12 protein-coding genes are annotated in these 12,287 nt (G+C 34.8%); 8 read left to right on the top strand and 4 right to left on the bottom strand.

Features of this window, described 5'->3' with window-relative positions; genetic code table 11:
• Nucleotides 1-6: 6 nt before the first annotated feature.
• From ACK1U5_RS14750 to ACK1U5_RS14740, 3 genes are all read left to right on the top strand, one after another.
• Nucleotides 7-303 carry a rhodanese-like domain-containing protein gene (locus ACK1U5_RS14750; protein WP_000661814.1) on the top strand — a complete coding sequence of 99 codons (297 nt, stop codon included), beginning with the start codon at nt 7-9 and terminating at the stop codon, nt 301-303.
• 72 nt (nt 304-375) lie between these two features.
• Nucleotides 376-855, top strand: a complete 480-nt coding sequence (locus ACK1U5_RS14745) for a DsrE/DsrF/DrsH-like family protein (protein ID WP_000437728.1) — start codon at nt 376-378, stop codon at nt 853-855.
• Between the two features lie 33 nt (nt 856-888).
• Nucleotides 889-1,653: a sulfite exporter TauE/SafE family protein gene (locus tag ACK1U5_RS14740; protein ID WP_000060714.1), complete on the top strand. Its 765-nt coding sequence runs from the start codon at nt 889-891 to the stop codon at nt 1,651-1,653.
• A gap of 69 nt (nt 1,654-1,722) precedes the next feature.
• Here the strand turns inward: ACK1U5_RS14740 and ACK1U5_RS14735 are convergent, their stop codons facing one another.
• Nucleotides 1,723-2,163 (bottom strand): hypothetical protein, encoded by a 441-nt coding sequence (locus ACK1U5_RS14735; RefSeq protein WP_000642362.1) that lies wholly within the window; start codon nt 2,161-2,163, stop codon nt 1,723-1,725.
• Between the two features lie 148 nt (nt 2,164-2,311).
• Entirely contained in the window at nt 2,312-3,511 is a 1,200-nt protein-coding gene (locus ACK1U5_RS14730; RefSeq protein WP_000437392.1) for an LCP family protein, read from the bottom strand.
• A gap of 314 nt (nt 3,512-3,825) precedes the next feature.
• Here ACK1U5_RS14730 and ACK1U5_RS14725 point away from each other — a divergent pair, with 314 nt between their 5' ends.
• On the top strand, nt 3,826-4,821 hold the full coding sequence (locus tag ACK1U5_RS14725; protein ID WP_001016957.1) for a YhdH/YhfP family quinone oxidoreductase: 996 nt from the start codon (nt 3,826-3,828) through the stop codon (nt 4,819-4,821).
• A 36-nt stretch (nt 4,822-4,857) separates the two neighbouring features.
• Here the strand turns inward: ACK1U5_RS14725 and ACK1U5_RS14720 are convergent, their stop codons facing one another.
• Both ACK1U5_RS14720 and ACK1U5_RS14715 read right to left on the bottom strand, forming a co-directional pair.
• Nucleotides 4,858-6,513 carry a Na/Pi cotransporter family protein gene (locus ACK1U5_RS14720; RefSeq protein WP_000456270.1) on the bottom strand — a complete coding sequence of 552 codons (1,656 nt, stop codon included), beginning with the start codon at nt 6,511-6,513 and terminating at the stop codon, nt 4,858-4,860.
• Nucleotides 6,514-6,864: 351 nt separating this feature from the next.
• Entirely contained in the window at nt 6,865-8,067 is a 1,203-nt protein-coding gene (locus tag ACK1U5_RS14715) for an MFS transporter (RefSeq protein WP_000503243.1), read from the bottom strand.
• Between the two features lie 319 nt (nt 8,068-8,386).
• Between ACK1U5_RS14715 and ACK1U5_RS14710 the strand changes: the two genes are divergently transcribed.
• From ACK1U5_RS14710 to ACK1U5_RS14695, 4 genes are all read left to right on the top strand, one after another.
• Nucleotides 8,387-9,475, top strand: a complete 1,089-nt coding sequence (locus ACK1U5_RS14710; protein ID WP_001253348.1) for a DUF871 domain-containing protein — start codon at nt 8,387-8,389, stop codon at nt 9,473-9,475.
• A gap of 76 nt (nt 9,476-9,551) precedes the next feature.
• Nucleotides 9,552-11,492: a BglG family transcription antiterminator gene (locus tag ACK1U5_RS14705; RefSeq protein ID WP_088046353.1), complete on the top strand. Its 1,941-nt coding sequence runs from the start codon at nt 9,552-9,554 to the stop codon at nt 11,490-11,492.
• Nucleotides 11,493-11,602: 110 nt separating this feature from the next.
• The gene (locus ACK1U5_RS14700) at nt 11,603-11,923 is read left to right on the top strand and encodes a PTS lactose/cellobiose transporter subunit IIA (RefSeq protein WP_000774631.1); all 321 of its coding nucleotides are present in this window, start codon (nt 11,603-11,605) and stop codon (nt 11,921-11,923) included.
• Nucleotide 11,924: 1 nt separating this feature from the next.
• The gene (locus tag ACK1U5_RS14695; RefSeq protein ID WP_000275642.1) at nt 11,925-12,230 is read left to right on the top strand and encodes a PTS sugar transporter subunit IIB; all 306 of its coding nucleotides are present in this window, start codon (nt 11,925-11,927) and stop codon (nt 12,228-12,230) included.
• Nucleotides 12,231-12,287: the final 57 nt, after the last annotated feature.

Here is a 12,287-nt window from a genome sequence, read left to right as displayed (position 1 = left end):
TTTAAAATGAAAGAAATGACAGTAAAAGAATTGGAAGAAAAATTGTTACGTAAAGAAGCAGTAAATATCATGGACGTACGTGAAGTAGAAGAAGTAGCCGAAGGGAAAATTCCAGAAGCGTGTAATATTCCACTAGGACTATTAGAGTTTCGTATGCATGAGTTGGATAAAAAGAAAGAGTATATTATCGTTTGTCGTTCTGGCGGAAGAAGTGCACGAGCAGTTCAGTTTTTAGAGAGCTACGGTTTTCAAGCAATTAATATGGTAGGTGGTATGTTAGCATGGGAAGGTAAAGTCGTATAGTACAGGGATACATGATTTGAGCCTTTTTATAAATGATAAAATACCCCTATAGGTAATCGGAGGGAGAACAACATGGAACAACAGAAGAAAACAACAATCGTTTTATTTAGCGGAGATTATGATAAAGCAATGGCTGCTTATATTATTGCAAATGGTGCAGCGGCGTATGATCAAGAGGTAACTATTTTTCATACTTTTTGGGGATTAAATGCTTTAAGGAAAGATGAGCATGTGAAGGTAAAGAAAACTTTTATAGAAAAAGTGTTTGGAAAAATGATGCCACGCGGTGCGGATAAGATGGGATTATCAAAAATGAATTTTGCAGGTATGGGACCAAAGATGATTAAAGGTATTATGAAAAAACATAATGCGATGCCTTTACCAGATTTAATCGATTTGGCGAAAGAACAGGGGATTAAACTTGTCGCTTGTCAAATGACAGTAGATTTATTAGGGTTAAAGGAGGAAGAGATTATGGAAGGGGTAGAGTTTGCAGGAGTAGGAGCTTATTTAGCAGATGCTTCGGATGGGAATGTAAACTTATTCATTTAATTCATCTTCTTTCTAGAAGGGAGGGGATGTAAGATGAGCTTAGTCGTATTACTTTTTATAATTGGATTTATAGGATCGTTTATATCAGGAATGGTTGGAATTGGCGGTGCGATTATTAATTATCCGATGATCTTATACATTCCGGTATTGCTAGGATTTTCTGGCTATACATCACATGAAGTGAGCGGTATTACAGCGGTACAAGTATTCTTTGCAACTTTTGCAGGGGCATGGGCCTATCGGAAAAGTAATGATATGGATAAAACGCTAGTTGTATATATGGGAGCTAGTATATTAATAGGAAGTTTCATAGGGAGTTTTGGTGCTAACGTATTAGCGGAACATACGGTCAATGTTGTTTATGCAGCTTTAGCCACAATTGCTGCTATTATGATGTTTGTACCGAAACAAAATAATAGTGGAGATGTGAAGTATAATAAATGGTTAGCAAGCTTGTTAGCGTTCGTTGTAGGGGGAGCTTCAGGCATTATAGGAGCTGGAGGTTCGTTCCTTTTAGTTCCCATTATGCTAGTTATTTTAAAATTACCACTGCGCATGACGATCGCAACATCTATCGCTATTACGTTTATTTCCTCAATAGGGATTACTACAGGAAAAATGGTTACTGGGCAAGTAGTTATCATTCCAGCTCTAATTATTGCGGTTGCAAGTATATTTGCTGCGCCACTTGGAGCACGAGTCGGGAAGAGGCTAAATCAAAAAGTACTGCAATATGTATTGTCCACTTTAATTGTAGGCACTGCTGTTAAAATGTGGATCGATATGATATCAAAATAAAAGGATGGTGCTGCTTACAGCCCATCCTTTTATTTATTGCCCGTAAACCTAACGGATTATAGTTTTACTTTATGCCCAAATAACTTTCATTAAGTTTTTATATTCGTCATTTGCTAATTTATATAGCATTCTCGTATGTTCAAAGACAAGTGCTGGATTAAAGTTTGGTTCTGAGAATGCAAGAGATGTTGAAATATCAATTGCATTTTGCTTATTTAATGTGAATTTTGCAAAGCGATAAGATGTATTTAATTCATTGATGACATGTAAAATATCATTTGTTGATGTTGCATCAGGCACGTGAGCAACATTGAAGCAGTATATATCCACCGTAGGATGTTCGTTTTGGAAAGCAGCGATAAGTTGAATCTTTGCGCCAGCTTCAGTCTCTAATCCTACTGAAAAATGAACAGAGCCATCATTTTCATCTATATTTTCTTCCATGTATATATCGTTAGATTTTAAGTAGTCTTTAAAATCTGAGATGTTATGTTTTACTGCAGCTTTCATATGTATGAGCCCCCTGATAATTGGAATAGATTGCTACTATTTATTATAATTTAAAAATATTAAAAAAGATAGTTAGAAAGTTCTGATTTTTATATTTGGAAGAATATAAAGAAGCGGTTCTCTACCTCCATAGAGAACCGCTTCTATATTATTCATTGTCATTAGACGATGTTTCTGTATCTTCACTGCTATTTTTGTTCTTATTTTTCACTTCATTGTTATTTGATTCGCGTTCACTTGAATTTTCAGACTTAGATTCTTTTGTCTTTTTCGAATCAGAGTTTGAGTCAGACTTTGTATATGCAGGTAGCCCAAGATGAGTACGAAGTTCATTTGTAACATTAGCTAATTCTTTTTTATCTGGATTGTAGTAGTAAGTTCGACCACCACCAGCAGATTTGCTACAAGTATCGTCACCTTTTGCCATGTAGCAATCATCACCTTGGATTTGTAATTTCTCAATTTCCGAATCCGATCCATATTTATAGAATGAAAGCATATCATCAAATGTTAAGTTTGTAACGAATTGTCCGTTAATATCATCAATGATGTTGCCAACTTTTGTTACAGAACCAACACTTGTTAGTTTCTTTAAAATAGCCTCGATAACGAGTTGTTGACGTTGTCCACGCATTGCATCACTATCGATGTGCCTTGTTCTAGCAAGAGCAAGAGCTTCTTCGCCATTTAGCTTTTGAACACCTTTTTCTAGATGAATAGCCTCAGCATTATCATTGCTATCTTGCTCAGTAAATTCAACTGGTACATCAACTTCAACACCGCCCAAGTCATCGACGATTTTTATAAATGATTTAAAGTTGAATTTTACAAAATAATCGACAGGAACATTCATTAATTTTTCAACTGCATCAATGCTTGCTTGTGGTCCACCATTTTTTCCGTTTTTAGCAGAACCGAATGCATGAGCGTGTGTAATTTTATCTTTTTTCTTTTCTATTGGAATATAAGTATATGTGTCACGTGGGATACTTAATAGTTTAACAGTTTTGCTATCTTTATTAAATGTTGCAAGTAAAAGCGCGTCTGTTCTTATAGCTTCACCATATTCTTTTCCACGGACATCGCTTTCATCGACACCCATTATTAAAACAGAGACATTGTTTGTAATAGGTTTTACAGCCTTATCACGTAAATCAGATTTATCACCGCGTGCTAAATCGTGTGCGGCATTTCGAACAGCAGAAGATGCTTTATTTACTAAAAACCAAGTATAACCGCCGCCTATTAATAAAACGAATAGTATAGCGCTTATAATAATTTTTATTTTTTTCTTATTTTTTTTCGGTTTATTGCGTGTATTTTCTTGCAAAGATGGGTTTTGCTCCATTTCCTGTACTCCTTCATTTGGATTGAAATACGACACTCATATCCACTTATTATAATGAAATTTAGCGAAAAAAAACATTACAAAACATTTACATTTCGTAAAAATTCAATATATTTATAAAAAGTCAGATTTTCTATATATTATTTGTCAGATGTAGAATAAGTATAAGGGCTTTTAGTAGAAATGAAAATATATATTATGAGAAAGTGATAGGGAAGTAAGATTTGTTGAAATATAGCCAAGAAGAAATGAGTAAGCTTACTTATTTCTTCTATATAATAAAGAAGAATTTGACGGATAAAGGAGAGAGCATAATGAATCATACATCATTCCGAGCAATCGTTGTGAACGAAAAGGAAAATCATCAGTTTGTAAGAAAAGTTGTTGAGAGAGAAGTAAGTAGTTTACCTGAGGGAGACGTATTCATACAAGTTCATTATTCTTCATTAAATTATAAAGATGCTCTTTCAGCTACTGGTAATAAAGGTGTTACGAGAACATATCCTCATACGCCAGGAATTGATGCTGCAGGAGTAGTTGTGAGTAGTGAAGATGCTACCATTAAAGCAGGAGATCAAGTTATTGTAACGGGATATGACTTAGGTATGAATACCTCTGGTGGTTTCGGAGAATATATTCGCGTGCCATCATCTTGGGTCGTGCCTTTACCAGAAGGAATGTCATTAAAGGAAAGTATGATGTATGGGACAGCAGGTTTTACTGCGGCGTTGTCGGTATATAAGCTTATTGGGGCAGGAATCAAGCCTAATATGGGAGATGTTTTAGTAACGGGTGCTACAGGCGGCGTAGGCAGTGTAGCTGTTAGTATATTAAGTAAGTTAGGGTTTAACGTAGTAGGAGCGACAGGAAAAATGGAAGAGAAAGATATGCTACTACGTCTAGGAGCGAAAAAAGTGATTCATCGCGCGGAATTGAATGATGAATCAGGAAGACCGATGTTAAAAGGGATATACGCCGGAGTTATTGATACTGTAGGTGGACGTATGTTAGAAACAGCTTTAAAAACAGTAAAGTATGGTGGTTGTGTAACGACATGCGGTAATGTGGCAGGCCAGGAATTACAAACAACGGTATATCCGTTTATTTTACGAGGCATAAGCCTTTTAGGGATAGATTCTGTGCAATGTCCAGCAGATGTGAGAAGTGATGTGTGGACGCTCTTAGCAAATGAATGGAGTAATAAAGAGTTAAGATCTTATACAGGAGAATGTACATTAGAAGAATTAGAGGAGAAGTTTACACTTATATTGCAAGGAAAGTTAAAAGGAAGAACAGTTGTTAAAATATAATAAGAAAGAGACGCTTACATTAGCGTCTCTTTCTTATTATAATGATTGTTTTAAATTGATTTTTCCTTGTTCACCTAAAACACCGTCAGCGATATTTACAGCGTGATCGCCAATGCGCTCTAAGTTACTTACCATATCGACGAAGATGATACTTGCATCACCTGAACAGCTGCGTTCGTTTAGACGTAATACGTGACGTTTACGAAGAACACGTTCCATTTGGTCGATTTTGCGTTCTTTTGCAATAACAGTTTGAGCTAGTTCAGTATCGAAGTTTGTTAAAGCTTCAACTGAGTCTTGCAGTGTTGAAATTGTTAACTCAAGCATTTCGTTTAATTCAGCTAATGCTTCATCTGATAGTGAAACACGGTTTGAAATTTGGAAATCTACAAGTTCTACAAGGTTTTCTACATGATCACCGACACGTTCAATATCTCCAACAACACCTGCTAAAACAGAATGTTTTTCAGAATCCGTAGGTGAAAGTGGCTTTTCTGATAGTAAAACTAAATACTCGGTAATTTTTTTATCTAAATTGTTAATAGCTCCTTCTAATTGAGTAGCCATGTTTGCGTGTTTTTTGTCTTGTGTATTTAAAAATTGATTTGCTTCTTTTAATCCATGTAATGAGAACTCAGCCATACGGATAATCTCTTTTTGAGCTTCAGTTAAAGCGATGGCTGGAGATTGTTCAATAAAGATTGGATTTAAATGTTGTGGTTTGAAGTCAATCGCTGCATCTTCACCACGAATAATTTTTGTTACGATCCATGCTAACACTGCAATGAACGGGAATTGAATGATTGTATTTGTTACGTTAAATGTTCCGTGTGCAAATGCAATAGTCATTTCTGGGTTCAAGTTTAATGATGTTTGGAAATATTGAATTAAACTTGTAAATGGTACTAATAAAATTGTAAAGATAATTGTACCGATAATATTAAAGATAACGTGAACTAATGCTGCACGTCTTGCGGCAATAGAAGTACCGATTGCTGCTAATACAGCTGTAATTGTTGTACCGATGTTATCACCGAATAATACAGGAAGAGCTGCTTGTAAATCGATTGCACCTTGACCAAATAGTTCTTGTAAAATACCGATAGTTGCACTTGAGCTTTGTACAATTAAAGTAAAGACTGTACCGACAACAATTCCTAAAATTGGATTATCACTCATGCTAACTGTTAATTCTTGGAATGATTCTAAAGAACGAAGAGGTTTCATACCTGCACTCATTAATTCTAAACCGAAGAATAACATACCAAAACCGAATACAACTTGACCTACAGAATGTACTTTTTTATTTTTAAAGAAGAATAGTAAGATTGCTCCAATTGCCATAACTGGGAGAGCATATTCTCCGATTTTAATTCCGATAATAAATGCAGTAACTGTCGTACCGATGTTTGCACCCATAATAACACCGATTGCTTGTCTTAATGTCATAAATCCGGCACTTACAAGTCCGACTGTTAAAGCAGTTGTTCCTGAACTGGATTGGATTAATACCGTAACTAACATACCTGCTAGTACACCCATAAGTGGGTTTGTTGTAAAACGATCTAGAATATCGCGAAGACGATCTCCAGCTGCTTGTTGCAGTCCATCGCCCATGTATTTAATCCCGAATAAGAAAATACCTAATCCACCAATGAACTGGAAGATCATATCTTGAACATTATATTCCACGCATTCCACTCCTTAAATTTCATGTACGATGTAATTATTAACTGAACCTTGAGGCACTGTAAACGGTTTGCTAGTAAAATTTACACTAAATTTACAAAGAGAAGAAAAGTTTACAATCCCTTAAAGAAACAGCTGTGTTCTATTGGTTTTCATCTTGTATAAATCTTAATTTTGTAAAGAAATCACACTTTTTAGAATAATGTTGTTCAGTCGAATATTAAGGAAAGCGTCTGCGAGTTCATCGTATATTTTTTGATGAAAGTTAAAAAAATATGTAGGAAAATGCATGTAGTTTTATAACAGCAAAACGAGGGGAAATAATTCTTTTAACACGATAAAAAAGCCACTGAATTATCCAGCAGCTTTTTCCGTGTTTTTATCGCCATGCTTTTGTTTTCTTATGCTTGTAATGTAAATGAAGAGAAAAGCAATAAGTAATAGAGAGGAGTAACGATATACAGTTGCATAGTTTGTAAAATGAGCAATAAATCCAAATATAATCGCTCCAGCGCCGATTCCAAGGTCAAATGCGGAGAAGAATGTAGCTGTTGCTACGCCGCGTCGATGCGGTGCTACGCGGTCAATCATCCATGCTTGTAGTGCAGGTTGGATCGCTCCAAAACCACTTCCGTAACATGCTGCAGCAATAATTAAGCTCGGAATTGTCGTCGTATACGACAATAAAATAATGCCTGTAAAAGTTATAATAACTCCCGGAATGATGACGAATGTATGGCCTTTCGCATCATATAGCTTTCCAGAGAATGGACGAGTTACAGCGATTGCTAGTGCGTTACATAAAAAGAAGAGACTAATATCAGCTATGCCGACTTCTGTAGCAAATAGAGTGATAAAACTTCCGATTCCTCCGTACATTAATGTAATACATAATATTAATAATGAAGGAAGTAAAGCTTTACGCTCAATAAATCCATCGAGAAAAGTACTAGATGATTGTTGTGGAGGCTGTTTCGATTTTTGGATTTGAAGTAGTTTCGTTAATATTAATGAAACTACTGTGCACGATAATGCACATAAAAAAAGAATTGTGAAGTTATATGTTTGCATAAGCCATAGTCCGATAAGTGGACCGAGGGCCATTGCAATTGTTCCAGAAAGGCCAAAATATCCCATGCCTTCTCCGCGGCGAGCTGAGGGAATTAAATCAGAAACGACAGTTCCATATGTAGTCGTTGTAATACCGAAACCAGCTCCGTGTAAAATACGAACAGCAAGCAAGAGAAAGATAGTTGAGGCGAAAAGGTAACTGCCCATAGCGAGTAAACAGATAGCAGTGCCGATCATTAAAATGATTTTTTTATTGAATTTTTGCAAGGCGTTCCCAGTTAGCGGTCTAACAAAAAGTGCCGCAACGGTAAACATGCCGACAACAAATCCGATATTGGAACTTGTGCCACCAATTTCTTTCACATAAACAGGTAAGGTTGGAATTAACATTTGAAACCCTAAAAACATACATAAGTTTGCAAAAATTAAAGCAACAAACTCTTTCGTCCATAACGGTTCTCGTTTTACGAGTATTGCTTCTCCCATATATTCATCCCCTATATAAAATTTTCTCTTTTCTTTCGAGTATATGTATTGGCCAATGCAACAGTCAAGGAAGGTGTCTTGAAAACGGATAACAATTTTTAAGATGAAAAACTGACAAATTTGTGTAAAAGCTACACAACTATGAAAAAAAGATGTAAAGTATAGATGTATAGACTTGTAGGTGTTAAGAATGATAGAAATTGTTTTTTCTTTAAAGAAAGCGGATTCAAAAGAGTAGTGAACAAGAAGGGGATATATACTTTTTCACTACATATATTTGAAAAGGTTTACAATATGATGAAGAAAGAGGCGTGTACATATGAGACGATTAGGTATTTCTATTTATCCAGAACATTCAACAGTAGAGAAAGATAAGGAGTATTTAACATTAGCAAGTAAATATGGATTTACACGTGTGTTCACATGTTTATTATCTGTGGATGGAGAAAAAGAGAAAATTATAGAAGAATTTAAAGAAACGATCTCTCATGCGAATGCATTAGGGTTCCAAGTATTAGTTGATATTAGTCCATCTGTTTTTGAACAATTAGGTATTTCGTATAATGATTTATCATTCTTCCATGAATTAGGTGCGTACGGTATTCGTTTAGATGTCGGTTTCTCAGGATTAGAAGAATCAATTATGACTTATAATCCGTATGGTTTGAAAATTGAGATTAATATGAGTAATGGTACGAAGTATGTAGATAACATTATGAGTCATAGACCAAATCGTGAAAATTTAATTGGTTGTCATAATTTTTATCCGCACCGTTATTCAGGATTATCATACGATCATTTCATTAAATGCTCGAAACAATTTAAAGATTACGGTATGAGAACGGCAGCTTTTATTTCATCATTTGATGCAACATACGGACCTTGGCCAGTAACAGAAGGGTTATGTACATTAGAGCAGCATCGTGAATTACCGATGACAACACAGGCGAAGCATTTATTCGCGACTGAATTAATTGATGATGTTATTATTGCAAACGCATATGCGTCAGAAGAAGAATTACAAGCACTAGGTGCATTAAATAAAGAGAAACAAACATTTGATATAGAAATATATGATACAACGACAGAACTAGAAAGAATTATCGTATTAGACGAACCACATTTTTATCGCGGAGATGTATCTGAATATATGATTCGTTCTACACAAAGTCGTGTGAAATATAAAAAAGAAGAATTTAAACCTCATAATACGCGCGAAATTAAGCGTGGAGATTTATTAATTGATAATGAACAATATGGCCAGTATAAAGGCGAATTACAAATTGCATTAAAAGATATGGTGAATACAGGAAAAACAAATGTAGTTGGTCGAATTGTAGAAGAAGAGATTTTCTTACTAGACTATTTACAAGCATGGGATAAATTCGGATTTACATTAAAGAAATAGAGAGAATATAAAGGGGAAAAACTACTGATTTCAGCAGCTTTTCCCCCTTTATATATAAAGAGCGAGAGGAAGAGCTATGACAAAGGTGCATCAGCGATTAATTTCTATTTTAGAGGAATTTTTAGAAGAGAAATCGATGTTAAATCGAGCTTTTTTAGCAGGCCGTTTACATGTATCAACGAAGACGATTCAAAAGGATATAAAATTATTAAATGATATATTGGAAGAAAACGGAGCGAAAATCGAATCGCAAAGAGGGAATGGGTACGAATTAGAAATTATACAAAAGAAGAAATTTGAAGACTTTTGTGTGAGTCTATTTCAAAAACAGACGGAAAAGATCCCAACTTCTTATGAAGAAAGAATAGCGTACATTCTGCAGCGTGTTTTAATGACAGAGGGATATGTGAAGCTTTCAGAATTAGCGGAAGAGATGTATGTGAGCAAATCAACGGTCAATTTAATTATGAAAGATGTTACAGATATATGTGGTTGCTATGAATTACAAATTGAGAAGAGACCATATTATGGTATACGTATTGTTGGAGAGGAATTTAATATTCGTTCTTGTTTATCACAATATGGTTTACCGCGTTATGACCATACTCCGTTCCATGAGCAATTTGAGCAGACGGAGACATATTTATCGCTACCTCATATATCACTTATTCGTTCAATTATATTAAAGTATATTGAAGGCGGAACAATATATTTATCTGATATAGAAATTGATAATTTAGTCATTCATATTGCAATCGCATTAAAGCGTTGTCAAAGTCAACATTATATGAAAGGACTGCATGCGGAGCAATCAGAACTTATACTAAAGAAAGAATATACAATTGCGAAGCAGATTTTAGGAGATTTAGAGAAAGAGTTGAAATTTTCATTTCCAGAAGAAGAAGTATTATATGTGACGATGCATTTATTAAGTACTGCTGTTACAACGAGAGATTGCTATGAAAATGTAGAAGAGCTATTAGGGAAAGATATATATGCATTTATGCAACATATTCTTTTTAAAGTAGCGGAAGAACGGAATCTTATTTTTTATTATGATGAAGAATTATTATTTGGATTTGGTATTCATTTAAAAACGTTATTAAATCGTTTGAAGTATAAGTTAAATACGAGAAATCCTCTTTTGGCAGAAGTGAAAAAGAATTATCCGTATGCTTTTGAAATTGCGGTTCTTGTTGGAGATATCATTGGTGAATATACGGGTGAATCGATCCCTGAAAGTGAAATTGGTTATATTGCAATTCACTTCGGCGGAGCGATGAGCCGTTTGCAGGAGCAAAATCAAAAGAAAAGATGCTTATTAGTTTGTGCGACTGGTCAAGGAAGTGCACAACTATTAAAATATAAAATTTTATCACAGTTCCGAGATAAATTAGAGATTGTAGGTATTACAGGCTATTATCAATTGAAAGTAGAAGATCTTTATAAAGAAAAAATAGATTGTATTATTAGTACGATTCATATACCGAGTGGCTTGCCTGTTCCAGTTATAAAAGTGAATTCAATATTTGATGATAAAGAGATTAAATCGATTGGTCAGCGGTTGTTTACGCATGTGAATACTAGTGTGCAGCCTTATATTAAGGAAGATTTAATCTTTTTAAATCATAATGCTTCTACGAAAGAGGATGTTATTCAGTTTTTATGTGAGAAAGCTGCTGAGAAACGCTATGTACCAGAAAACTTTTATGCTTCTGTTATAGAAAGAGAAAATACGTCTCCGACAGCGGTTGGGAATTCGGTTGCAATCCCGCATCCGATGCAGTTATTAAGTGAGGAAACTTTTCTGATGTTTTGCACACTTGAAAAGGCTGTTGATTGGGGAGATAAAAAAGTACAAGTAATTATTTTATTTAGTGTAAAGCGCAATAATAATGAAGATTTGCAAAGGCTTTATGATTTTTTATATGATATTATGTCTAGTCAAACTACGATAGAGAAACTTACTCAGACCGAGGTAATTGAAGATTTTCAAGAGATTTTATTATCATTTTGAAAAAGTATATAAAAACTTCCGTTACATAACGGAAGTTTTTTATGTTTAATTGTATGCGTTTTCATAATAAGATAAAAATATAGAAAACATATAGCTTGGGGGAATTTAAAATGGCTGATATGCAAACTCCATTTGCGTTAATTTTACATGGTGGCAATGCGAGAAGCGCGGCGCTTGAAGCAATTGCTTTTGCAAGACAAGGAGATTTCGGGAATGCCGGTGAAAAGATGAAACTTGCTAGTGAGGAAATTTCAGCAGCGCACCGTATTCAAACGGATTTAATTCAAGAAGAGGCAAGAGGAAATCATGCAGAAATTAGTTTACTGTTAGTGCACGCACAAGATCATTTAATGAATGCAATTACAGTGAAAGAACTGGCTGAAGAATTTATTGCTCTTCATAAACGAGTAGAAGAGAAAGTGACCGTATAAGATGTACATTTTATTATGTTGTGCAGCAGGTATGTCAACGAGTATGGTCGTAAGAAAAATGCAAGAAGAGGCAAAGAAACAGGGGAAGAATTATAAAATTAAGGCGGTTGATTCAGAACTAGTGAAGCTTGAAATTAAGGAAGCCGATGTCGTTTTAATTGGCCCACAGGTGAAATATTTATTTCCAGCTGTAGAGTTTCTTGCAAATTCATACAATATACCAGTTGCGATTATAGACCAACGAGATTATGGTATGTGTGATGGTTTGAAGGTGCTTAAGCAAGCAGAACAATTAGTTTTAGCATAATTATATCTTTTTAAATATAAACATTATAATGTTATAAAGTTTATTTCATTCTTTTAT

This window comes from Bacillus sp. XB1, from assembly GCF_053557995.1.
This window is presented reverse-complemented; position numbering and strand designations above follow the sequence as displayed.